20 protein-coding genes are annotated in these 22,660 nt (G+C 76.1%); 11 read left to right on the plus strand and 9 right to left on the minus strand.

Annotation, left to right across the window (positions count from 1 at the left end; all coding sequences use genetic code 11):
* Nucleotides 1–88 precede the first annotated feature (88 nt).
* From P9841_RS07455 to P9841_RS07465, 3 genes are all read left to right on the plus strand, one after another.
* Nucleotides 89–625: a sigma-70 family RNA polymerase sigma factor gene (locus tag P9841_RS07455; RefSeq protein WP_283321428.1), complete on the plus strand. Its 537-nt coding sequence runs from the start codon at nt 89–91 to the stop codon at nt 623–625.
* Nucleotides 622–2,004: a hypothetical protein gene (locus P9841_RS07460; RefSeq protein ID WP_283321429.1), complete on the plus strand. Its 1,383-nt coding sequence runs from the start codon at nt 622–624 to the stop codon at nt 2,002–2,004. Before P9841_RS07455 ends, P9841_RS07460 begins: the two co-directional genes overlap by 4 nt.
* Nucleotides 2,005–2,120: 116 nt before the next feature.
* On the plus strand, nt 2,121–2,768 hold the full coding sequence (locus tag P9841_RS07465) for a TetR/AcrR family transcriptional regulator (protein WP_283321430.1): 648 nt from the start codon (nt 2,121–2,123) through the stop codon (nt 2,766–2,768).
* 10 nt (nt 2,769–2,778) lie between these two features.
* Here P9841_RS07465 and P9841_RS07470 read toward each other — a convergent pair whose 3' ends face one another.
* From P9841_RS07470 to P9841_RS07500, 7 genes are all read right to left on the minus strand, one after another.
* Nucleotides 2,779–3,534 carry an ABC transporter ATP-binding protein gene (locus tag P9841_RS07470; RefSeq protein ID WP_283321431.1) on the minus strand — a complete coding sequence of 252 codons (756 nt, stop codon included), beginning with the start codon at nt 3,532–3,534 and terminating at the stop codon, nt 2,779–2,781.
* Nucleotides 3,531–4,661 (minus strand): ABC transporter permease, encoded by a 1,131-nt coding sequence (locus P9841_RS07475; RefSeq protein ID WP_283321432.1) that lies wholly within the window; start codon nt 4,659–4,661, stop codon nt 3,531–3,533. Before P9841_RS07475 ends, P9841_RS07470 begins: the two co-directional genes overlap by 4 nt.
* Before the next feature lie 103 nt (nt 4,662–4,764).
* Complete coding sequence (locus P9841_RS07480) at nt 4,765–4,926, minus strand: hypothetical protein (protein WP_283321433.1); 162 nt, start codon at nt 4,924–4,926, stop codon at nt 4,765–4,767.
* Between the two features lie 51 nt (nt 4,927–4,977).
* Complete coding sequence (locus tag P9841_RS07485) at nt 4,978–6,108, minus strand: glycosyltransferase family 2 protein (protein WP_283321434.1); 1,131 nt, start codon at nt 6,106–6,108, stop codon at nt 4,978–4,980.
* A 204-nt stretch (nt 6,109–6,312) separates the two neighbouring features.
* Complete coding sequence (locus tag P9841_RS07490; protein ID WP_283321435.1) at nt 6,313–9,003, minus strand: helix-turn-helix transcriptional regulator; 2,691 nt, start codon at nt 9,001–9,003, stop codon at nt 6,313–6,315.
* 77 nt (nt 9,004–9,080) lie between these two features.
* Entirely contained in the window at nt 9,081–9,734 is a 654-nt protein-coding gene (locus P9841_RS07495) for a response regulator transcription factor (protein ID WP_283321437.1), read from the minus strand.
* Entirely contained in the window at nt 9,731–10,918 is a 1,188-nt protein-coding gene (locus P9841_RS07500) for a sensor histidine kinase (protein WP_283321438.1), read from the minus strand. The genes P9841_RS07495 and P9841_RS07500 overlap by 4 nt, the downstream gene beginning before the upstream one ends.
* A 461-nt stretch (nt 10,919–11,379) precedes the next feature.
* On the opposite strand from P9841_RS07500, the gene P9841_RS07505 reads away from it, so the two are divergent.
* The 8 genes from P9841_RS07505 to P9841_RS07540 all read left to right on the plus strand — a co-directional run bounded on the left by P9841_RS07505 (nt 11,380) and on the right by P9841_RS07540 (nt 19,598).
* Nucleotides 11,380–12,078 carry a DUF4352 domain-containing protein gene (locus P9841_RS07505; RefSeq protein WP_283321439.1) on the plus strand — a complete coding sequence of 233 codons (699 nt, stop codon included), beginning with the start codon at nt 11,380–11,382 and terminating at the stop codon, nt 12,076–12,078.
* Between the two features lie 65 nt (nt 12,079–12,143).
* Nucleotides 12,144–13,154, plus strand: a complete 1,011-nt coding sequence (locus P9841_RS07510) for a LacI family DNA-binding transcriptional regulator (RefSeq protein ID WP_283321440.1) — start codon at nt 12,144–12,146, stop codon at nt 13,152–13,154.
* A 353-nt stretch (nt 13,155–13,507) separates the two neighbouring features.
* On the plus strand, nt 13,508–14,707 hold the full coding sequence (locus P9841_RS07515) for an ABC transporter substrate-binding protein (protein WP_283321441.1): 1,200 nt from the start codon (nt 13,508–13,510) through the stop codon (nt 14,705–14,707).
* A 19-nt stretch (nt 14,708–14,726) separates the two neighbouring features.
* On the plus strand, nt 14,727–15,683 hold the full coding sequence (locus tag P9841_RS07520) for a carbohydrate ABC transporter permease (RefSeq protein ID WP_283321442.1): 957 nt from the start codon (nt 14,727–14,729) through the stop codon (nt 15,681–15,683).
* Nucleotides 15,680–16,504: a carbohydrate ABC transporter permease gene (locus P9841_RS07525; RefSeq protein ID WP_283321443.1), complete on the plus strand. Its 825-nt coding sequence runs from the start codon at nt 15,680–15,682 to the stop codon at nt 16,502–16,504. The genes P9841_RS07520 and P9841_RS07525 overlap by 4 nt, the downstream gene beginning before the upstream one ends.
* 51 nt (nt 16,505–16,555) lie before the next feature.
* Nucleotides 16,556–18,598, plus strand: coding sequence for a glycoside hydrolase family 31 protein (locus tag P9841_RS07530; RefSeq protein ID WP_283321444.1), 2,043 nt, complete (start codon nt 16,556–16,558; stop codon nt 18,596–18,598).
* Between the two features lie 108 nt (nt 18,599–18,706).
* Nucleotides 18,707–19,372, plus strand: coding sequence for an ArsR/SmtB family transcription factor (locus P9841_RS07535; RefSeq protein WP_283321445.1), 666 nt, complete (start codon nt 18,707–18,709; stop codon nt 19,370–19,372).
* Between the two features lies 1 nt (nt 19,373).
* Nucleotides 19,374–19,598, plus strand: coding sequence for a hypothetical protein (locus tag P9841_RS07540; protein WP_283321447.1), 225 nt, complete (start codon nt 19,374–19,376; stop codon nt 19,596–19,598).
* Between the two features lie 27 nt (nt 19,599–19,625).
* On the opposite strand, the gene uxuA is transcribed toward P9841_RS07540, so the two are convergent.
* Both uxuA and uidA read right to left on the minus strand, forming a co-directional pair.
* The gene (uxuA, locus tag P9841_RS07545) at nt 19,626–20,822 is read right to left on the minus strand and encodes a mannonate dehydratase (RefSeq protein ID WP_283321448.1); all 1,197 of its coding nucleotides are present in this window, start codon (nt 20,820–20,822) and stop codon (nt 19,626–19,628) included.
* 46 nt (nt 20,823–20,868) lie between these two features.
* Nucleotides 20,869–22,647 (minus strand): beta-glucuronidase, encoded by a 1,779-nt coding sequence (uidA, locus tag P9841_RS07550; RefSeq protein WP_283321449.1) that lies wholly within the window; start codon nt 22,645–22,647, stop codon nt 20,869–20,871.
* Between the last annotated feature and the right edge of the window lie 13 nt (nt 22,648–22,660).

A 22,660-nucleotide genomic window follows, 5' to 3' on the forward strand; every position in this document is an offset into this window, starting at 1 on the left:
CGATCGGGTGACACCCCCAACGTCGCACCTCCCCCGGGCGTCTGAGCGGGCGACAAGGTGGTGGGGACCGGACAGCGGAGGGGGCGGCGTGGCCTGGGAGCGGGAGCTCGAGCACTTCGTGCGCGAGCGAGGGGATGCGCTGGTGGGCTACGCCTACCTGCTCACGGGGGACCTCGCCGCGGCGGAGGACCTCGTGCAGGAGGGGCTCGTCCGGACGTGGACCCGGCGGAGGCGCGACGGCGACGTGACGTGGCTCGAGGCGTACGTCCGGCGGTGCATCCTGCACGCGTTCGTCGACGGGCGGCGCCGGGCGAGGCGGTGGCGCGACGTGTCGCACCTGGTCGCCACGCCGGAGCGGTCCGCGGACGGGCCGACGCGCACGGAAGACCGCGACCTGGTCGCGACGGCGCTCACACACCTGAGCCCGCGGCAGCGGGCATGCGTCGTGCTCCGGTTCTACGAGGACCTGACCGTGGCGGAGATCGCCGCCCGGCTCGACGTGAGCGACGGCGCGGTGAAGCGCTACCTGCACGACGCCAACCGGACGCTCGCCCCGCTGCTCGGACCGCAGCCGGGTCTGGCCTCCGAGGACCTGCCGACGACCACGAACGGGAGCGCGCGATGAACCACGACCTCGACGCCGCCCTGCACGACCTGGCCGCCGGCGCCGCGGCGGCGCACCGCGCCCGTGCCGCCGACGACGACCGCCTCGTGCTGGCCCCGACCGTCCGGCGCGTGCGACGGCGGCGGCGGGTCCGGGGCGCTGCGGCGACCACCGGCGGGCTCGCGGTCGTCGCGGCCCTGGTGGCCGGCGGGTTCGCCCTGGCGCCGGAGCCGACCCCGCAGCCCGCGGGACCGACGCCCACCACGCCCGCACCGAGCCCGTCCACCACCACCGCGCCGAGCCCGTCCGGCACGCCCACGGCGGACGCGGAGCCGGCGACGCCGCGCGTGGTCCTCCCGGCCGGGGATCCCGCCCTGCCGTTCGGGTCGTGCGGGTCGCTCGCGTCCGCGACGCCGCAGCACCCCGTGACCGACACGTTCGAGGTGCGGTTCGAGCTGGGGAGCCAGTCGGTGCCCGCCGGGGGCAACGCCGAGGTCCGCGGGTCGGTCGCGCACCGCCTGGAGGGGTCGTCGACCCGGTACACGCTCGTGCCGTCCTCCGGTCCCGAGCTCGCCGTCCTGCGGGACGGGGTCGTGGTCGCGACCGGGACCCTGGGCGGCGACGACTCGTGGGAGCTGCGCAACGACTACCTCGGCGAGTACCGCTGGGCCGCCGACTGGATGCCGCTGTCGGTGTGCGGGCCGGAGGGGCAGTCCGGCACCTCGACGGGCGCCCCGCTGCCTGCCGGCTCGTACGAGGTGCTCGCCTGGGCCGACGTCGTCGACCTCGGGACGTCCGGCGAGGGCCTGGTCGGGCCGGGTGGGGAGCTGGTCTCGGGCGAGGAGGCGTTCGCGCGCGGCGGGACGCCGGGGACGGCCGTGGGCGCCGCGGTCCCCCTGACGATCACAGGTGCCGCCGACCGCATGGAACCCGTGCCCGGCGCCGGCGGCACCGCGACGCTCCCCGCGCCGGGGGTCACGGTCGCGTGCCGCACGGACGTCACGCCGTCGGCCGACCCACCGTCGCCGCTGGGGCTCGAGTGGTCGGCCGCGGGCACCACGGTCGGGGCAGAGGAGCTCACGTCGACGTCCGCGCGGATCCGCTACACCGGCGAGGGCCGGCTCGGCTTCTACGCGACCCCGCTGTGGGTGCTGCTGCTCTCCGACGGCCAGGTGGTGGGCTCGTCCCCGTACCCGTACGAACCCACATGGCGTCCGCTGCTGGCCACCGGGACCGCGGCGGAGCTCGATCCGCCCTCGGCCGGGCTCACGCTGTGCGACGGCAGCCCCGTCCCGCCCGGGCGGTACGAGGCGCTGGTCGCCGCGATCGTCCTGCCCGACGGTGACGGCACGCAGTGGTCGGACGTGGTGAGCGCGAGGGCGACGGTCGTCGTGGACTGACCGGCCCCGGACCGGGCCGGTCGGCGCCCCGGCGTCCTCCCGCCGCGAGCGGCTCGGCCTAGAGTGGCCGCCGGGCCCGCCCGGGCCCGCCGACCGGTCGGACAGGAGGGGTTGCGGTGCCGCGGATCGACGCCCCCACCGTCGCGGAGCACCGGGCGGCGCGGCGCCGGGCGCTGCTCGACGCGGCCCGCGACGCGCTGACCGCGGAGCCCGACCGGCTGCCGTCGCTGGCGGAGGTCGGGGAGCGCGCGGGGCTGTCGCGGTCGAGCGTGTACGAGTACTTCCGGTCGCGGGACGACCTGCTGCGCGCGGTGGTGAGCGACTCGTTCCCGCGGTGGCAGCAGCGGCTCGACGCGGTGATGGGCGCGGCGCCGGACCCGGCGGAGCGGGTGCTGGCGTTCGTGCGCGCGAACCTGCAGCTGGTGGCGGACGGCGAGCACGCGCTGGCGCGGACGCTCGCCGTGGTGGCACCGGCGGAGGACCTGGCGCGGGAGTCGCGGGCGTTCCACGAGCAGCTGCTGCTGCCGGTGCTGGACGCGCTGCGGGCCCTGGGCGTCCCGGACCCGGAGACGACGGCCGAGCTGGTGAACGCCCTGGTGCACGCGGCGTCGCGGCGGGTCGAGCAGACCGGTGACCTGGAGCGGGCGTACGAGGCGACGGCGGCGCTGCTGGAGCCGTACCTCGGCGGCGCCGGCACGCGCGGGCGCACCGGCACCGCCGAGGACGGCGGCGCCGCGGACGGCACCGTCCCCGACCGGACCTAGCCGCCCCGGGTCACGCCGGCCGGAGCCGCCCGTCGACCATCTCCACCACGCGGTCCACGTGCTCCAGCACGTCGTGGTCGTGGGTGACCATGACGGTCGCGACGCAGAACTCGTGCGTGCGCCGGGCGAGCAGCTCGACGATCTCGTGGCTGCGCCGGCGGTCGAGCGCGGCGGTCGGCTCGTCGACGAGCAGCACCGACGGGGTCGCCGCGAGCGCCCGGGCGATGCCGACGCGCTGGCGCTCGCCGCCGGACAGCCGCCCGGGGCGCCGGTGGGCGTGCTCGGCCATGCCGACCGCGTCGAGCAGCTCGAGCGGCGGGCGGGCCGGGGGGCGGCCGGTGATCTTCTCCACCAGGCGGATCTGGTCGATCGCGGTGAGCGCGGGCACGAGGTTGCCGGACTGGAACACGAACCCGACGTGGTCGCGCCGGAACCGGGCGAGGCCCCGGGTGGAGACGTCCGTGAGCTCGGTGCCGTCGACCACGACGGAGCCCGACGTCGGGCGGGTGAGCCCGCCGGCGACGGCCAGCAGGCTGGACTTGCCGGCGCCGGAGGGGCCGACGACCGCGACGATCTCGCCCGGCTGGACGACGAGGTCCACGTGGTCGAGCGCGGTGACGAGCTGGTCGCCGTCGCCGAACGTCAGCACGACGTCGGTGAGCGCGAGCTCGGACGGGATGCGCGGCTCGGCGTCGCGCCGGCGGGGCGTGCGCGGCGTGCCCGGCGTGCCCTGCGTGCCGGACGGGCCGGCGGTGGTGGCGGTCATCGGTTCTCTCCCAGGGCGGTGACGGGGTCGACGGAGGCGATGCGGGTGGTCGCGACGGCGGCACCGACGAGGCCGAGCCCGACGATCAGCGCCGCGCCGCCGAGCACGGGCGCGGCCTCGAGCGCGAACGGCATGCCCGTCCCGTCGAGCAGCGCACCGGCCCCCAGTCCGACGGCGACGCCCGCTGCGGTGGCGGTCACCAGGAGGATCGCGGCCTGCAGCAGGCCGTCGGTCAGCAGGTAGCGCGTGGAGGCGCCGATGGCCCGCATGTCGGCGAGCTCGCGGGTGCGCTGCACGGTCCAGAGCGTGAAGAACGCCCCGACGACGAGTGCGGAGATCGCGTACAGGAACGCCTGGATGAGCTGCATGGTCATGAGCTCGGCGGTGTAGCCGGGCGAGGAGTCGTACGCCTCGGTGATCGTGCGGGCGGACGTCCCGGCGGCGGCGTCACCCGCGGCCAGGTCGATGCCGTCGCCGCCGACGCCCCGCAGGGCGACGACGCTCGCGACGTCGTAGGCGTCGGCGGGCACGGGGTCCCCCGGGGACACGCCGGCGTGCACCTCCTGCCAGGTGGTCAGCGCGATGTAGCCGATGTCGACGTGGCCGAACGTGCGCTGGTCGGCCGTGAAGCCGACCACCTCGAGCGGCGTGCCGAGGCGGTCGAGCGTGATGACGTCGCCGATCTCGACGCCCTCGTCGCGCGCGGTGGCGCTGAGGACGACCTCGCCGTCCCCGGCGACCTCGCGTCCCTGCGCCGCCTCGGGCGCGACGAACCCGCCCGGCCGGACGCCGAACAGCGTGAGGTCGACGGGCGTGCCGTCGTCGTTCTTGGCGTTGACGATCGCGGTGCCGAGCAGCTCGGCGACCGCGACGTCGTCCCGGGCCGCCCAGGCGTCGCGCTGCTCGGTGGTGACCTCGGAGCGCGTGAAGGCGGAGTCGGTCTTGGTGCCCTCGGCGAAGGCCAGCGCGTCGATCGGACTGCGCTGGAGGCCGGAGACACCATCGGTGACGAGTCCGGACGACAGCCCGGACAGCAGGACCATGAGGACGGCGATCAGGGCGACCACCGCTCCCACGAGTCCGAAGCGGGTGCGCGCGAAGGCGAGCTCGCGCAGGGCGAGGAACACGGGTGGCCTCTTCCGTTCGGGTCGGACGCCGGTTTTCCGACGTCATGTCGGGATCATACCGACGGGGTGTCGGTATCCCACCGACACCCCGTCGCGGTGCGGGTCAGCGACCCGCGCGGGCGGCCACGCGCCGCCGCAGCACGCGCGCGACCGACCACACGGCCACGCCCGCGACGGCCAGCGTCCACGCGGCGACCCAGCCGCTCGCGAGCGCGAGCCCTGTCGTGGCGAGCACGCCCGCCCCCTGTCCGGTGATCTGGTACACGGTTCCCCCTCCTCTCGTGTCGTGCGGCCGCGGCCGCGGGTCGGTGCACGCTCAGGCGCGCGCGGGTGCGAGGTGACCCCAGCTCGGCTGCCGGCCGCGCAGGTGGGTCACCCAGGCATGCAGGTAGGCGCACTGCAGCGCCGTGTCGTAGACGAGCTCCGGCAGCACCGCGGCGCTCAGCCACCGCGCCCGCGGGCCGCCGTCCCAGACGGTGACGAGCCGCTCGACGACGAACACGGCCCCGACGGCCAGCCAGAACGCCTGCCAGACGAACGTGCCGGCGAGCGCGGCGCCCAGCATGATCGCCAGCATCGCCCACCAGGTCAGCGTCCCCAGGGTGAGGGCCGCCTGCTGCAGGTGGTACCGCACGGTCACCGGCGTCAGGCCGTACGCGCGCAGGTTGTCGAGCATCCCGGCGTACCAGCGCACGCGCTGGCGGTGCAGCGTCGTGAACGTCGGCATCAGCTCGGTGCTGCACCGGCAGTCCGACGGGGCGACGAGCCGCCAGCCGCGGGTCCGCAGCGCGAGCGTCAGCTCGGAGTCCTCCGTGACGGCGGCGCGGTCGTACACGTCGCCGCGCGGCCCCGGCAGGACGTCGCCGCGGTGCTCCGCCACGTCCGCGAGCGCCTGGTAGCGGAACACCGACGCGGTGCCGGTGACGACGGCCACCCGGCCGGTCGTGAGGATCTTCGACGCGTAGCGCGTGTACTCGTTCGCCTGGCAGCGCTCGACCATCCCGTGCGCGCCGTCGCCGTGGAAGATGCCGCTCACCGCGCCGAGCGCCGGGTCGGAGTCGAGGTGCGCCAGGGCGGTCTCGACGAACGTCGGGGCGATCCGCGTGTCCGCGTCCAGCACCAGCACGTACTCCGGCGGCGCGACCGCGAGCGCGGCGAGCGCCTGGTTGAGGGCGCCGGCCTTGCGGTCCGCGTTGTCGCGGGTGCGCAGCACGCGGGCGCCGAACGCGTGGGCGACCTCCGGGGTCGCGTCCGTGCAGCGGTCGGCGACGACGGTCACCGCGGACGGCCGCACGGTCTGACGGCGCAGCGCGCGCAGGGTGCCCGGCAGGGCGGCCTGCTCGTCGTGCGCGGGCACCAGCACCACCAGCCGGGAGCGGTCGACGGACCGGCGTGCGGTCTGCCGCTGCGGCGTCCCGTGCGGGGCGGGCGCGGGTGCGGTGGGCATGGGGACCTCCGGGGCGCTCGGGCACCCGGGTGTCGGCAGGACCGGGTGCGGTGTGCACCCATCGGACCTCCGCGGGGGTGGTGCTCACCGGCCGCGCGACGCCCGCGAGCAGGGCGCGGCACGCGGTGGAGCAGCCGGGCGCGAGGCGGCGAGCGACCCGGGCGGCGGTGCTCACGAGGCCCGCCCCGGCCGGCGGGGTCGCGGTCAGTGGATGCGGCGGGCCAGGCTCTCGCGGTCGCTGACGCCGACCTTCCGGTAGATCCGGTACAGGTGGTTGTCGACGGTCCGCACGGACACGCCGAGCGTCTCCGCCACCTGCCGGTTGGAGGCCCCGCCGGCGACGAGCCGGGCGATCTCCAGCTCGCGGGCGCTGAGCCCGGCGACCGGCCCGACCGCGTCCAGCGCCCGGTCGAGGTCTCCCCCGGCCTCCGCGATCACCGCCTCGGCAGCCCGGAGCTGCTCCCGCGCGGCGGCCGGGTCGCCCTGGAGCGCCGCGAGCGAGGCGGCGCGCGCGTGGGCGCGGACGGCGTGCACGCGCAGCCCGGCCGCCCGCAGCTCCGGCGCGACGCGCGCGGCCTCGTCCGGGCTGCCGGAGGCGAGCGCCGCGACGTAGCGCCCGAGCACCGGCAGCAGCGTCCCCTGGGCCTGCGACGCGGCCGCCGCGACCCGGTCGGCCGACGGGTGGTCGGGCAGCACCTCGGCGGCGGCGGACCCGGACAGCACCGCGGCGGGGACGAACCCGCGGTCCAGGTCCAGCTCGACCTCCGCCCACAGCGCCTCCGCGTCCCGCCGCGGGTCGGTGCCCGACGCGACCGTGACCCGCGTGCTCGCCAGCGTCGCCGACGTCAGCGGGACCGGCCCGACCGGCAGCCGCATCGCGACCAGGCCGTCCCGCAGCGCCTGCGCGGCGACCACCCGGCCGTCCGCCGCGGCCAGGGACGACCCGATGCACAGCAGCCCGGCGCGCGCCCACGGCTGCAACGGGGCCGTCGACCCCAGCGCCAGGGCGCCCGGCAGGTGCTCGCGCAGCTCCCGCGACCGCCCCGCGAGCGCCAGCCCCAGCGCGACGACCGCCGCCCCGAGCTCGATCGCGGGACCGTCCAGCGCGGCGCGCGCCTCGTCCAGCGCCCGCGACGCGTCACGGACCGCCTCGTCGATGCGACCCGCCAGCAGCACCGCCAGCCAGCGGGCGGCGTGCTCGTCGGGGTCGGGCGCGGCGGGCCCGGCCGGCGGGTCGGTCGCGTCGAGGGCGTCCAGCGCGTCGAGCGCGCGGCCCCGGGCGAGCAGCAGCCAGCCGTCGGGCCGCTCCGTGCCCGTCCCGTCGTCCCGCTCCGCGCCCGCGTCCTCGCCCGCGTGCTGCGCGCCGGCGCCCACGCCCAGCAGCAGCTCGAGGCGCCGCCGCGACCGCCGTCCCGCGGCGTCCTCCGGCACCGGCACCGCGAGCGCCGCGTCCACCTCGCCGCACGCCAGGCCGAGGTAGCGCGCGTGCCACTCGTCCACGGCCGCGCGACCGGCCGACCCGACCCGGTCCCGGGCGGCGGCGACGGCGGCCTCCACCTCGCGCCGGTCGGCGCCGGCGCGGGCGAGCGCGTCGAGGAACGGCACCGCCGTGCCCGCGTCCGGCTCGTCCTCCCACTCGGCCCTTCGCACCGCGAGCCGGGTGGCGGCGGCGCGACGCAGCGCGCGCCCCAGCACCGCGACGCCCTCCCGGGACTCGGCCCACCGCGCACCGCTGCCGTCGGGCTGCGCGCCGCGGCGGTCGGGCCGCGCAGCGGGGCCGTCGGGCTGCGCGCCGGCTGCGGGGACGCCCCCGGGGGCGGGAACGGGCGCGGCTGCGGGGACGGACGCCGGGGCGGCCACCCCGGCGACCCCGCTGACCGGGGCGGCCACCCGGGCGTCCCCCGCGGCGGCACCGGCGCCGGCCGGGGTCGCGGCCAGCGCCCGCTCCACCTGCTCACGGGCCCGCGCCGCCTCGACGCGTCCACCCACCGCCAGCAGGTGCTCGGCCACGAGCGGCGGCACCACGACCACCTCGGTCCGGTCGCCCGCGTCGACCACGCGCACGACGCCGGCGTCCTCGAGCGCGGCCAGGTCGTCCCACTCGAGCACCCGGCGCACGACGGCAGGGCTCGCGGGCCCGAGCGTCGCCAGCACCGCGAGCGCCGACCGCGCCGGACCGTCGAGTCCCTCCAGCAGCGCGTCGACGACCGTCACCAGTCCCGGCGTGCGCAGGTCGGCCACCGCCGTCCACACTCCGTCGACGAGCACCAGCCGCCCGGCCCGGCGCGCCCCCGCGACCACCGCGCGCGCGACGCCCGGCACCCCGGCCGACAGGGCGTACACCCGGGCGGCGGCGTCCGGCGCCGGCGGCCCGCCGAGCTCCTCGGTCAGCACCGCCAGCAGCGCGTCGAACCGCAGCGGCGGCACGGCGACGCCCGCCAACGGCACCGCGCCGGCGACCCGAGACGCGGCGACCCGGTTCGCGCGGGCCGGCCGGGAGGTCAGCAGCGGCAGCGACCCGGTCTGCTCGGCGACCGTCGCGAGGACCGCGCGGGACTCCTCGTCCAGCAGGTCCGCACGGCGTGACAGCAGCACCGCGCGGCCGGCACCGACGGCCTCCAGCACGCGCGCGGTCGCCGGCCCGAGCGGGTCACCCGGTGCCGGGCGCGCCGCCCACCCGGCCAGCGCGAGCGCGGCGAGCGGCCGTCCGCGGACGCCCGGACGACCCGGCACCCGGAGCACCTGCCAGCCGTCCTCCGCGAGCGCACCCGCGGCCCGCTCGGCGAGCGCGCCCGCCCCCGAGCCCGCGACGCCGGTCAGCAGCGCCCCGGTCCCGGCGCGCAGCGCGTCGAGGACCTGGTCCGCCGCGTCGTCGTCCCCGGGTCCCGCCCCCATGCCCGCCACGCTACCCACGCGCGGTCCGGGCGGCCCGGTGGCTGGTGCGTTCCGGTCTCCCGCGCGGGCGCCGCGCATCAGCCCGGCCGCAGACCCGCCCGGTCCACGATGACCGCGAGCTGCGACCGCGTCGTCACCCCGAGCTTGGCCATCGCGCGGCTGAGGTGCGCCTTGACCGTGGAGTCCGAGCGGTAGGTCAGCTCGCCGATCGCCTGGTTCGACAGCCCGGCGGGCACGTACGCGGCGACCTCGAGCTCCGCCTCGGTCAGCACCTCCAGGGCGCGCTGCGCCTCCTCGCGCCGGCCGCGGTCGGGGTCGGCGGCGACGTGCCGCAGCAGCGACCCGGCGGCGGCCCGGCCGAGCGCGCCGTCCCCGTCGGCGACGCGGCGGACGGCCTCGGCGATCTGCGCCGGGTCGGCGTCCTTGGCCAGGAACCCCGAGGCGCCGGCACGGACCGCGGCGACCACCGTCTCGTCGGTGCCGAAGGACGTCAGCGCGATGACACCCGGCGGTGACGGCAGCTCGCGCAGGGCGGCCAGCGCGTCGAGCCCGGACATGCGCGGCATGTGCAGGTCGAGCAGCACGACGTCCGGGTGGTGGGCCTGCACCGCGGGGACGACCTCGTCGCCGTCGGCGGCCTGCGCGACGACCGTGAGGTCCTGCGCGGCCAGGATCGTCGTGAGCAGCGTGCGCACCAGCGCGTCGTCGTCGACGACGAGGACCCGGATCACACCGACGAGCGTAGGGCCTGGCCGTCGTCCGTCCGGGACTGCCAGGGCAGTCGCGCGTCGAGCACGTGCCAGCCCTGGTGCACGCCGGCCTGCACGGTGCCGCCGAGCAGCGCGGCCCGCTCCCGCATGCCGACCAGCCCGGAGCCGGTGCCCGGCGCGGCCGGCCGCACCCCGGCGGCCACGAGGTTCGCCACGCGCAGGTGGACGCCCTCGGCGGGCGACGCGCGGACGGTCACCTCGACCGGGCGGCCCGGGGCGTGCTTGAGCGCGTTGGTCAGGCCCTCCTGCACGATGCGGAACGCCGCCCGGGTGAGGGCCGGCGAGGCGTCGCGGCCGTCGGTGACGAACACCGTGCTGGTGACCCACCGGCCCTGCCGCCGGGCGCCGTCGAGCAGCCCGGCGAGCTCGTCGAGCGTCGCGCCGGGCGCGTGGGGGTCGTCCCCCGTGCGGAGCGTGGAGATGAGGCCGCGCATCTCGGCGATCGCCTGCTGCGCGGAGGAGCGGACCTGCTGGGCGGCGGCCTGCACCTGCGCGTCGGTGGCGCCGCGCTGCACCTCGAGCGCGGAGGCCTGCAACGAGATGCGCGAGATGTGGTGGGCGACGGTGTCGTGGACCTCGCGGGCGATCAGCTCGCGCTCCTCCTGCCGGGACATCCGGTCCCGCAGGGTGTCGGCGCGCGCGACCTGCCCCTCCATGTCGGCCACCGCGCGCTCGGCGCGCGCCCGGGACGCGCGGACCAGCCCGGCGGCGACGGACGCGGCCAGGCACAGCAGCCCCACGACGACGATGCCGAGCGGGCTCGCCGTGGAGATCTGCCCGGTGACCTGGTCGGTGAGGCTCAGCACCCGGTGCTCCGGCGGCCGCACCGCGTCCCGCCACAGCGCCGCCCCGGTCCCGGCCGCCACCGCCGCGGTGCACCACCACGCGACCCGGCGGGTGGCGGTCGCGAACACCCACGGCAGGGCGATCAGCGCGGTGACGGAGTCGAGCGGCAGCACCACGGGCAGCGCCGAGGCGGCGAGCGTCAGCGGCACGGCGGCGGACCGGCGCGCCACCAGGAACCCCGCCCCGACCAGGCCGACGAGCATCGCCGCGATGTCGAGCGCGACGCGCGGGTCGTCCGGCACCCGGGCGTTGCCGCTGAAGGACGAGGCGACCATCGCGCTGAACGCGGCGACGGTCACGGCACCGACCGTCCCGGCCCGCGACCACCACGGCCGGCCCGGGCGCGGCGCGGAGGTGCGGGCCCCACCCGCGGGCGGGGCGCCGGGGAACCACGGCGCGGCGGCCGGACCCGGCGGCACCGGGCCCGACGGCAGCGGGCCCCGAGGCTCCGGCCCCGGCGGCACGGGGCGCTGCGGCACCGGGCCCGGCGGCACGGCACCCGACGGCACAGGGCGCTGCGAGCCGGGGACCAGGGACATGCCGCACAGGGTACGGACGACCGGGGACACCCCACGTCCGCCGACCGGGCGGTCCGACCGCGTCGGTGCTGCCCGATCGGGCACACCGGTCCTGCCCGGCCGGCCGACGCCGCGCCCGGGGCCGGTCCGGGAGCGTCGGTGCACGTCACGGCGGTGCCCGTCACCGCCGGTCCGCACCACCCGATCCGTCCGCGTCCGCGGCGCCCACGAGGAGCAGCACCATGTCCCAGGTCCCCCCGCCCGGCTCGTACCCCGTCCCCGGCGCGCCCACGCCGCCCCCGTCGGAGCCTCCGACGCGGAAGCGGTCGTGGTTCGCCCGCCACAAGGTGCTCACCACGCTCGGCGTGCTGGTCGTCGCCGTCGTCGCGATCGCGTCGGCCACGTCCGGAGGCTCCGACGCGCCCGACGCCTCCGCCCCGGCCGCCGGTGGCAGCACGGCCGGCGGCGGCGGCGACCCCGCGGCTCCCGCCGACGACCCGGCGGCCGACGACGCGGGCGACGACGCCGCCCCCGCCGCCGAGCAGCCCGCCGGGATCGGCACCCCGGTCCGCGACGGCAAGTTCGAGTTCACCGTCACCGGCGTCGAGCCCGGCGTCGCCCGCATCGGCGACGACATGCTCGGGCAGGACGCGCAGGGCCAGTTCGTGCTCGTCCACCTCACGGTGACGAACATCGGCGAGGAGGCCCAGTACTTCGACGGCTCCTCGCAGAAGGCGTTCGACGCCCAGGGCCGCGAGCTGTCCGCGGACGGCACCGCCGCGGTGTACCTCGGGGACGCGAACTCGTTCCTCAACCAGATCAACCCGGGCAACTCCGTGACGGGCACCGTCGTGTTCGACATCCCGGCCGACGCGGCGCTGACCCGGCTCGAGCTGCACGACTCGCCGTTCTCGGGCGGCGTGGAGGTGGCGCTCGGCTGAGTGCGCGGCGGCGGCCGGCCCCCGGACACGCTCTGCGGGGCAGGCCGCCGCTCTACGCTGGGCGCATGGCCACGATCAGGGACGTCGCCTCGGACGCCGGGGTCGCGCCGAGCACCGTGTCCTACGTCCTGTCGGGCCGCAAGAAGCTGCCGGACGCCACCGTGCAGCGCGTGCTGGAGAGCGTCGCGCGCCTCGGGTACCGGCCGTCACCGGCCGCGCGGGCGCTCGCGCTGGGCCGCACGAACATCCTCGGGATGCTCGCGTCGTACTCCCCGGCGACGCCGGAGCCGGACGTCGACGTGTTCATGCGGTTCGTCCGCGCCGCGATGTACACGGCGCAGCCGCGCGGCTACGACGTGCTCGTGATGGGCCGCGGCGACGACGAGCTGGCGGGCGACATGCTGGCGGACGCCCTCGTGGTCATGGACATCCGGCTGCACGACCGGCGGCTGCCGGTGCTGCGGGAGCGGGGGCTGCCGACGGTGCTGATCGGCTGGCCCGCGGACCCGGCGGGCATGAGCGCGGTCGACCTGGACTTCGCGGAGGCGGCCCGCGTGATGGTGCGCCACCTGGCGTCCCTGGGGCACCGCGAGGTCGCGGTGCTGGTGCACCCCGACGACAACGTGGACGAGCTGGCGTTCCGGTACCGGTACCGGACGGCGTTCGCGCAGACGTGCGCGGAGCTCGGCCTGCGCGGGGCCGTCGTCTCGTGCCTGCCCGGGCCGGGGGCGGCGGGGCGGTGGCTGGACAAGGTGCTGACCGAGCTCCCCGGCCTGACCGGCGTCCTGGTGCTGGGCCTCGCGTCGTTCGACGACCTGACGGCGGAGCTCGCGCGGCGCGGCCGCTCGGTGCCCGGCGACGTGTCCGTGCTGGCGCTGGCGCCGGCGGAGCAGTTCCTGCCGCTGCACCCGGGGACCACGCTCGTGGACCTGCCGGGACGGGCGATGGTGTCCCGCGCGGTCGAGCGCGCGCTGGACGAGCTGGCGGGCGCCGCGGGCGGGGCGGTGGACCTGCTGCCGGCGGTCCTGCACGAGCACGGGTCGACGGGCCCCGCGGGCCGCGGCCTGCGCGCCTGACACGCGGCCCCGCCGCCCTCCGGGAGCGCCGCCCTCGGGGGCCTGCCGAGGTCGTCAGGTAGGGCCGAGGTCGTCACGCCGAGCTGACGACCTCGGCCCGAGATGACGACCTCGCGCGAGCGTGTGGGGGGCGGCGGTGCGCGGGACGGCGGGCGGCGGGGCCTTCCGGCGGCGGGCGCGCTCCCACGGCGGCGTCAGGTCACGATCCGGTCACGATCGGTGAACCGGTTCACCTCACCCCCTTGATCCGCCGAGCGCGCCGAGGATACGGTGCCGCGCATCGGTGAACCGGTTCTCCACATGGGGTACCGCACCGCCGCTCATCAGAGAGGATGACCGTGAAGCAACGACGCTTGGCCTCTGCCGCCGCCCTCGCCCTCCCCCTCGCCCTGCTCGCGACCGCCTGTGGTTCCGGCGGTGGCGACGAGTCGGGGGGCGACCCCACGCAGCTGACGTTCTGGGACGGGTTCACGCAGTACAACACCGGCGGCTCGCCGTTCGAGGAGCTCATCGCGACCTGCGAGGACGAGACCGGCATCACCATCGAGCGCACCGTCAGCGACAACATCTACGACAAGTACACGCGTGCAGCCTCGACCGGTGACCTGCCCGACCTGCTCATCCTCGACAACCCGAACGTCGCGCAGTTCGCGGAGACCGGGATCCTCGCGGACAACGAGGCCGCCGGGATCGACACCAGCGAGATGCAGCCGAACATCGTGGCGTCCGGCATCTACGAGGGGAAGACGTACGGCGCCCCGTTCGGGTCCAACACCCTCGCGCTGTTCTACGACGTCGACGCGTTCGCGGAGGCCGGCCTCGAGCCGCCCACCGACTGGGACTCCCTGCGGTCCGCCGCGCAGGCGCTGACCGACCCGGCCGCCGGGCGCTACGGCATCGCGTTCTCCGCCCGCCCCGACCAGGAGGGCACGTTCCAGTTCCTGCCGTTCTTCTGGGGTGCGGGCGCCGAGCTCACGGACGTCGACTCCCCCGAGGCCGTCGAGGCGCTGACGCTCTGGACGGACCTGGTGGCCGACGGGTACGCCTCCGGCGAGAACGTCACGCTCAACCAGCAGGAGATCCGCGACCAGTTCACCGCCGGCCACGCCGCGATGATGGTCAACGGCACCTGGCAGCTCAACACGCTCGACGACAGCGACGTGAACTACGCCGTCGTGCCGATCCCCGCCCCGGACGGCGGCGCCGCCCCCAGCCCGCTCGGCGGCGAGTTCATCAACGTCGTCCAGAACGAGGACCCGGCGATCGTGACCGCGGCCGGCGAGTTCGCGTCCTGCTTCACCTCGCGCGAGAACCTCGCGGGCTGGCTCGAGGGCCAGACGTACATCTCCCCGTACGCGGACCAGGCCGAGGAGCAGGCGGCGGACGACCCGCGGCTGGTTCCCTGGGTGGAGGCCGTCGGCGCGGCCCGCAGCCGCACCGAGGACCTCGGCTCGTCGTTCGCGTCCGTCGCGACCCGGCTCGGTGAGGCGCTCTCCGGAGCGGTGGCGGGTCAGACCGACCCGGCCACGGCCCTCGCCGACGCCGCGCAGTGAGCCCGGCGGACGGACGACCGTGACGCTGCCGGCCACCGCCCCGGCGCCCGCCGGCGCCGGCTCCCCCCACGCGGATGCGCGTGAGGCGAGCCGGCGCCGGGCGCGGCGCGCCTCCCGCCTCGCGGCCTTCGGGTTCATCGCGCCCGTGGTCGTGTTCATCGCGCTGTTCTTCGCGTACCCCATCGTCCGCACGCTCCAGCTCAGCCTGCAGGACTACACGTTCCAGTCGTACTTCACGGGCCAGGCCGACTTCGTCGGGTTCGCCAACTACGTGACGCTGGTGCAGGACCGGCTGTTCGCGCCGGTGGTCCGCAACACGGTGCTGTTCACCGTCGTGAGCCTGGTGTTCCAGTTCGTCATCGGGCTGGCGCTGGCGGTGTTCTTCCAGCGGACGTTCCCGCTGTCCGCGACGTTCCGCGCGCTCATCCTCATCCCGTGGCTGCTGCCGGTCGTCGTCTCGGCGACCACGTGGCGCTGGATGTTCTACAAGGACTACGGCATCGTCAACGCGCTGCTCGGGACGCACATCGGGTGGCTGTCGGACCCGCAGTGGTCGCTGTGGGCGGTCATCATCGCGAACATCTGGCTCGGGATCCCGTTCAACCTCGTCCTGCTGTACGGCGGCCTCCAGGGCATCCCCGGGACGCTGTACGAGGCCGCCGCTCTCGACGGGGCGGGCGCGTGGCGACGGTTCCGGTCGATCACCTGGCCCCTGCTGCGCCCCGTCACCGCGGTGACGCTGCTGCTCGGCCTCGTCTACACGATCAAGGCGTTCGACGTGATCTGGGTGATCACCGAGGGCGGCCCGGTCGACAGCTCCCAGACCCTCGCGACCTGGTCGTACAAGCTCTCGTTCGAGGGCGGCACCGACCAGAGCCTGAGCATGGGCGCGACGGTGGCGTCGCTGCTGTTCGTGGTCGCGCTGGTGTTCGGGCTGCTGTACATCCGCACGCAGCGCAAGGAGGCCGCGGCATGACCCGCTCCCGGACCCGGTCCGCCGTCCGCGTCGCGATCGGCGCCGTGCTGTGCGGGGCGCTGCTGTTCCCGCTCTACTGGATGGTCGCGGTGTCGCTCACCCGCCCGCAGGACCTCATCCGCTCACGCCCGGCCCTGTTCCCGCTGGACCCCACGTTCGACGGCTACGCGCTCGCGATCGACCGGAACCTCAGCTCGATGGGCACCAGCATGGTGATCGCCCTCGGCACCGTGGCGATCACGCTGGTGATCGCGCTGCCGGCGGCGTACGGGATGAGCAAGCTGCGCGCGCCGGGCACCGGGGCCGTGATGTTCGCGTTCCTGCTCGCGCAGATGATCCCGAGCGTCGTGGTCGTGACCGCCCTGTTCGCGCTCTACAAGCAGCTCGGCCTGCTGGACTCCTACCCGGGGCTCATGCTGGCGAACGCGACGGCGTCCGTGCCGTTCGCGATCATCCTGCTGCAGGCGTTCATGCGGACCATCCCCGACGAGCTGCTCGAGGCCGCCCGCATCGACGGCGCCGGGCGCCTGCGGACCTTCGGGTCGATCGTCGTCCCCCTGAGCCGCAACGCCGTGGTGACCGCCGCGCTGTTCGCCTTCCTCTTCTCGTGGGGCGACTTCCTCAACGCCAAGACGCTCACGACGGGCAACAGCATCACGCCGATGACGCTGGCGCTGTTCCGGTTCGTCGGCGCGGAGGCCACCAACTGGAACGGCGTCATGGCCACCGCCGTGCTCGCCTCCGTCCCGGCCGCTGTCCTGCTCGTCGTCGCCCAGCGGTACGTCGCCGCCGGCGTCACGGCCGGCGCGGTCAAGGACTGACCCCACCCGACCCCACCCCACCTCGAACGACCCTGCGACATCGGAGATCCTGTGAGCTTCTTCCAGACCGACGGACACCACCTGCGCTGGACCGGCGACGGCGAGACCCTGCTCGTCGAGCCGTGGGGCGCGGACGCCGTGCGCGTGCGCGCCGTGCCGGCCGGTGACGTCCTCGACACGGCGTGGGCGCTGCTGCCCGCGCCCGCCACCCCGCCGCCCGCCGTCGAGGTCTCCCCGGACGGCGCCACCGCGCGGCTCGTCCAGGGCCGCCTGACCGTCGAGCTCGAGGCCGGGCAGGAGCACGACTGGCAGACCGGGTACTCCGTGTCCCGCTGCCGGCTGACGTTCCGCGACGCCTCGGGCCGCGTGCTGCTGCGCGAGCTCGAGTCCGGGGGCGCCCTCAAGCAGAAGGCGCGCGACTACCGCGCGATCGTCGGCGGCGACCACCGGCTCACCGCGGCGTTCGAGTCCCCCGCGGACGAGCACCTGGCCGGCATGGGCCTCTACCAGCAGGACCTGGCCGACCTCAAGGGCAGCACCCTGGAGCTGGCGCACCGCAACTCCCAGGCGTCGGTGCCGTTCGTGCTGTCGAGCGCCGGCTACGGGATGCTCTGGCACAACCCCGCGATCGGCCGGGCGACGTTCGGCGTCAACCGCACCGAGTGGGTCGCGGAGTCCACCCGGCAGCTCGACTACTGGGTCACGGCCGGCGACACCCCTGCCCAGATCCTCGCGGCGTACGCCGACGCGACCGGCCACGTCCCGCCGATGCCCGAGCACGGCCTCGGGCTGTGGCAGAGCAAGCTCCGGTACGCCTCGCAGGAGGAGCTGCTGACGACGGCGCGCGAGTACCACCGCCGCGGGCTGCCGGTCGACGTGATCGTGGCGGACTTCTTCCACTGGCCGCACATGGGCGACTACCGGTTCGAGGAGGAGTTCTGGCCGGACCCCGCCGCGATGGTCGCGGAGCTGCGGGAGCTGGGCATGGAGCTCATGGTGTCCGTCTGGCCGCAGGTGTCAGTCGAGTCGGAGAACTTCGACCGGCTGCGGCGGGACAACCACCTGGTGCGCACCGACCGGGGGCTCGAGGTCCAGATGTCGTTCGAGGGCCCGAGCATGTTCGTGGACGTCACCCACCCCGGCGCCCGCGAGACGCTGTGGGACCTGTGCCGGCGGAACTACCACGACCACGGCGTCCGGCTGTTCTGGCTGGACGAGGCCGAGCCGGAGTACGGGCGCTACGACCTGGACAACTACCGCTACCACGCCGGCCCGGGCGCGCAGGTCACCAACCTGTACCCGCAGCACTTCTCGCGGGCGTTCCACGACGGGCAGACCGCCGCCGGCCAGGGCGACGTCGTCAACCTGGTGCGGTGCGCGTGGGCGGGCAGCCAGCGATACGGCGCGCTCGTGTGGTCCGGGGACATCTCCTCCACGTGGGAGGCGCTGCGCCGGCAGGTCGTCGCCGGGGTGCACATGGGCGTCGCCGGCATCCCGTGGTTCACCACCGACATCGGCGGGTTCCACGGCGGCGACGTCACCGACCCGGGGTTCCACGAGCTGCTGGTCCGGTGGTTCCAGGTCGGCACGTTCAGCCCGGTGCTGCGGATGCACGGCGACCGCCGGCCCGGCCAGGAGGTGACCGCCGCGGACGGCTCCCGGCGGTCCCCCACGGGTGCCGGCAACGAGCTGTGGAGCTTCGGCGAGGAGGTGTACGGCGTGCTGTCCGGCTACCTGCGGCTGCGGGAGGCGATGCGGCCGCTGCTGCGCCGGCTCATGGCCGAGGCGCACGAGCACGGGCAGCCGGTGGTCCGCGGGCTGTTCCACGAGTTCCCGGACGACGCGCGCGCCTGGTCCGTCCCCGACCAGTACCTGCTGGGCGCGGACCTGCTGGTGGCGCCGGTCATGGAGGCCGGCGTCGGCGCGCGCGAGGTCTACCTGCCGCACGGTGCGACGTGGACGGACCTGTGGTCCGGCGCCGAGCACGCCGGGGGCACGACCGTGCGCGTCGACGCCCCGCGGCACGTCATCCCGCTGTTCGGGCGGGACGGCGCGGGGGCGGACCTGCGGGCGGTGCTCGCGGAGCTGGGCTGACCGGCAGCACCGCGACGGGCGCCGGACGAGGGACCTCTCCCTGTCCGGCGCCCACTCCATTCGCAAGAGTTGTTGCGCAAGAGTTGTTGCGCGTCGTAGGGTCGTCCCGTGGAACCGACCCCGCCGACCGCCGCGCCGCCCGACCCGGCGCGCGCCGCCGCCCAGCACATCTCCGACCCCGCCCGGATGCGCGCCCTCGCGCACCCCGTGCGCCTGGACCTGCTGAGCCACCTCGACGACGTCGGCGAGGCCACCGCCACCGAGTGCGCCGCCCACCTGGGCCAGACCGTCGCGAACTGCTCGTTCCACCTGCGCACCCTCGCGAAGGCGGGGCTGGTGGAACCGGCACCCCGACGGGGCCGCGAGCGGCCGTGGCGGGCCGTCGCCCGCGAGCGGTCCTTCGCCAGCGACGCCACCGACGCGGCGGGCCTGCAGGCCGTCGCCGAGCTCGGCGAGGTGCAGGTCCGCCGGGAGGCCGAGCGGTTCATCGCCCACCTGCGCCAGTCCGCCACCGCGGCGCAGCAGGACCCCGACCTCGTCCGGCTGACGCAGGTGTCGCAGGCAGCGTTCTGGGCCACCCGCGACGAGGCGACCGCGCTGCTCGCGGAGCTCACCGCGCTGACGGAGCGCTTCGCGGGCCGCGCCGCGGACCCGGCGCGCCGTCCGGCCGGCGCCCGGCTGATGCGGCTGTTCACGACCGCCAACCCCGACCTCGCCCACGCACCTGCGCCGGCACCCGCGCCGGCGTCCACGACCGCGCCGCAGGAGGACTGACATGACCACCGTGACGTTCGACGTGACCTACGGGCTGCGCCCCGTGCGGCTGCGGCTGCCCTACCTGTCGGTGCGCCGGCTGCGGGACGGCGGACCGACGCCGCGCGACCCCGGCGCCCGCGCGGCGCGGTCCGCCCGGGCGGACCGCCTGGCCGACCGCGTGGGTGCCGGCCGCGAGGCCGCGCTGCGCCGCGTGCTGACGGAGCGCGCCGGCGCGGGCTGGTGACCCGCGCCGGTCGCGCCCCGGGTCGGCTCAGGCCGCTGAACCGTCCGCGGCGTCGTACCGGGCGGTGACCGCCAGCTCGATCCCCCGCAGCTCGGCGAGCCCCTTGAGCCGGCCGATCAGCGAGTACCCCGGGTTCGTGGCCCGCCGGACGTCGTCCAGCAGCTCGTGCCCGTGGTCGGGCCGCATGGGGATGCGGGGCCCGCCCTCGGCGGCCCGGCGGCGCTGCTCCGCGACCAGCGCGTCGACGACCGCGACCATGTCGGCGTCGCCCGCGATGTGCGGCGCCTCGACGAAGCTGCTGCCGTCCGCGTCGAGGCGGACCGACCGCAGGTGCGCGAAGTAGATGCTCCGCGCGAACCGGCGGGTCATGGCGACGACGTCGTTCCCGCGGCCCGAGCCGTACGAGCCGATGCACATCGTGAGGCCGTTCGCCTCGGAGGGCGCCGCGTCGAGCACCGCCTGCGCGTCCTCGGCGGTCGAGACGACGCGCGGCAGGCCGAACAGCGGGCGCGGCGGGTCGTCCGGGTGGATGGCGAGGCGGACTCCGACCTCCTGCGCCGTCGGCACGACCTCCCGGAGGAAGTGGGCCAGGTTGCCCCGCAGGGTGGCGGCGTCGACGTCGCGGTACGCGTCGAGCGCGGCCCGGAACTCCGGCAGGTCGTACCCCTCCTCCGCACCGGGCAGCCCCGCGATGATCGTGCGGGTCAGCGTGGCGCGGGCGTCGGCGTCCATCCCGGCGAGCAGCGCCGTCGCGCGCGCCACCTCGTCGGGGGTGTACGACTCCTCGGCCCCCGGCCGCTCCAGCAGGAACAGGTCGAACGCCGCCGCCGCCGCGATGTCGAACCGCAGGGTCCGCCCGCCGTTCGCGAGCGGGAACCGCAGGTCCGTGCGGGTCCAGTCCAGGACGGGCATGAAGTTGTAGCAGACGACGTCGAGCCCGCACGCCGCGAGGTTCCGCAGCGTCGCGCGGTAGCTCTCGATCGCCGCGTCGCGCAGCGGGCCGCCGCGCTTGACGTCCTCGTGCACGGGGACGCTCTCGACGACCGACCAGGTGAGGCCGGCCCGCTCGATCTCGGCCTGCCGGGCCTGGATCGCGTCGACGGGCCAGACCTCGCCGTTCGGTATCTCGTGCAGCGCCGTGACGATGCCGGTGGCGTCGGTCTGCCGGATCTCGGCGAGGGTGATCGGGTCGCGCGGGCCGAACCAGCGCCAGGTGTGCTCCACGGGTGCTCCTGCTCTGTGTGCTGTGCGTGCTGCGGGCCGGGCCGGGTCAGCCGCGCCAGCGGCGGCGCAGCAGGTGGGCGGCGGCCTTGGGCCGGCGGTCCCGCGTGAAGACGCCCTTCTTGTTGCCGTCGACCCGCACGATCGAGGTGGAGCTGGTCGCGAAGTCCGCGAAGTTCCACACGTGCTCGCCGATGACCGCGGGGACCGAGTCGAAGACGCGGTGGTTCATGTCGAGGTACTCGACCTGGTACTCCTCCGACCACGGGGTCGGCACCACGGTGTGCAGGCCCGCGACGGTGTCGGCCCCGTACTCCGTGATGATGATCGGCTTGCCCTCCGTCGCCCAGGCCTCGAGCTCGCGGCGCCACGCGTCCTCGGCCGGCGCCAGGTCACCGGTGTTCTCGTACCAGCCGTAGTAGCGGTTGAGCATGAGGACGTCGGCGTACTGCGAGACCAGGCACGCGCCGTGGGGCGACAGACCGACGTTCACGAACCCGACGGGGCGCGTCGGGTCGAGCTCGCGCGTGAGGGTGAACAGCGGCTCGAAGTACGCGCGCGCCTCCTCGGTGTGCGACTCCGGCTCGTTGGCGATGGACCACAGCACGACGCACGGGTGGTTCTTGTCCCGGGCGACGAGCTCGCGGATGGCCTGCCGGTGCACCTCCTGGGTGCGGCCGTCGATCGTCTCCGCGGAGAACGTCGTCCACCCCTGGTTGCCGAAGATGCCGCCGCCGAGGCCCATGTTGAGGCCGACGGCCGCCGTCTCGTCGATCACGACCACGCCGGTGCGGTCGGCGTAGTCGTAGACCTCCTCCGCGTACGGGTAGTGGGAGGTGCGGAACGAGTTCGCGCCGATCCAGTCCATGAGCGCGAAGTCGTGCACGAGCATCACGTCGTCGTGGCCCTTGCCGCGCACCGCGACGTCCTCGTGCTTGCCGAAGCCGCGGAACCGGAACGGCTCGTCGTTGATCAGCAGCCGGGTGCCGTCGACGCGCACGGTGCGGATGCCGACCGTCTGCTCGTAGACGTCCAGCAGCTCCCCCGCCCCGTCGAGCAGCTCGACGTGCGCGGTGTACAGGTACGCGGCCCCCGGCTGCCACAGGTGGGCGTCCGGCACCTCGACCCGCCCGGAGGCCCCGGTCGCCCGCCCGACCTCGGCGCCGGCCTCGTCGACCAGCCGCACCCGCACGGTGTGCGGCGCGTCCCCGACGGTCACCACGTCGTAGTCGACGAGCCCCGTCGTGCCGTCCCGCCCGGTGCGCACCGTGACGTCGTCCACCGCGGTGGCGGGCGTCCGGTGCAGCCACACGGTGCGGTGCAGCCCGGCGTAGTTGTAGAAGTCGTGGAAGTAGAGCTGCCGCGGACCGTGCGGCGTGTCGCGCACGTGGCCCGGCGGGATCGTCTGGAACGACAGCCGGTTGTCCACCGCGACGGTCACGCGGAGCTCCTGCCCGGCGGCGGCGATCGCGGTGAGGTCGGCCTCGAACGGCGTGTAGCCGCCCACGTGCTCCGCGACCAGGACGTCCCCGACCCAGACGCTCGCCGCGTGGGTCGCGGCGCCGAACCGCAGCAGCACGCGCGACCCGTCCCAGCCGGCCGGGACCCGCACCGTCGTCTGGTACCAGACCTCGCCGACGTGGTCGCGGACGGCCGGGTCCGCCAGGACGTCGTTGAAGCTCGCCGGCACCGGCATCCAGCCGGCGTCGGGCAGCTCCCGGGCGAACCACCGGGAGTCCCGCCCCTCGCCGGCGGGGTCGGTCCGGAACCGCCAGAGGCCGTCCAGGCTCTTGCGCTCGCGGGTGGCGGTGTCGGAGGGGCGCAGCATCGGGTCTCCTCGC

The organism is Cellulomonas sp. ES6 (genome assembly GCF_030053835.1).
GTDB lineage: Bacteria > Actinomycetota > Actinomycetes > Actinomycetales > Cellulomonadaceae > Cellulomonas.

Coding starts and splice junctions, on each gene's coding strand:
- P9841_RS07540 (WP_283321447.1), top strand. CDS start 19,374: ATGACCACCGTGACGTTCGACGTGACCTACGGGCTGCGCCCCGTGCGG.
- P9841_RS07525 (WP_283321443.1), top strand. CDS start 15,680: ATGACCCGCTCCCGGACCCGGTCCGCCGTCCGCGTCGCGATCGGCGCC.
- P9841_RS07485 (WP_283321434.1), bottom strand. CDS start 6,108: ATGCCCACCGCACCCGCGCCCGCCCCGCACGGGACGCCGCAGCGGCAG.
- P9841_RS07510 (WP_283321440.1), top strand. CDS start 12,144: ATGGCCACGATCAGGGACGTCGCCTCGGACGCCGGGGTCGCGCCGAGC.
- P9841_RS07490 (WP_283321435.1), bottom strand. CDS start 9,003: ATGGGGGCGGGACCCGGGGACGACGACGCGGCGGACCAGGTCCTCGAC.
- P9841_RS07470 (WP_283321431.1), bottom strand. CDS start 3,534: ATGACCGCCACCACCGCCGGCCCGTCCGGCACGCAGGGCACGCCGGGC.
- P9841_RS07505 (WP_283321439.1), top strand. CDS start 11,380: ATGTCCCAGGTCCCCCCGCCCGGCTCGTACCCCGTCCCCGGCGCGCCC.
- P9841_RS07460 (WP_283321429.1), top strand. CDS start 622: ATGAACCACGACCTCGACGCCGCCCTGCACGACCTGGCCGCCGGCGCC.
- uidA (WP_283321449.1), bottom strand. CDS start 22,647: ATGCTGCGCCCCTCCGACACCGCCACCCGCGAGCGCAAGAGCCTGGAC.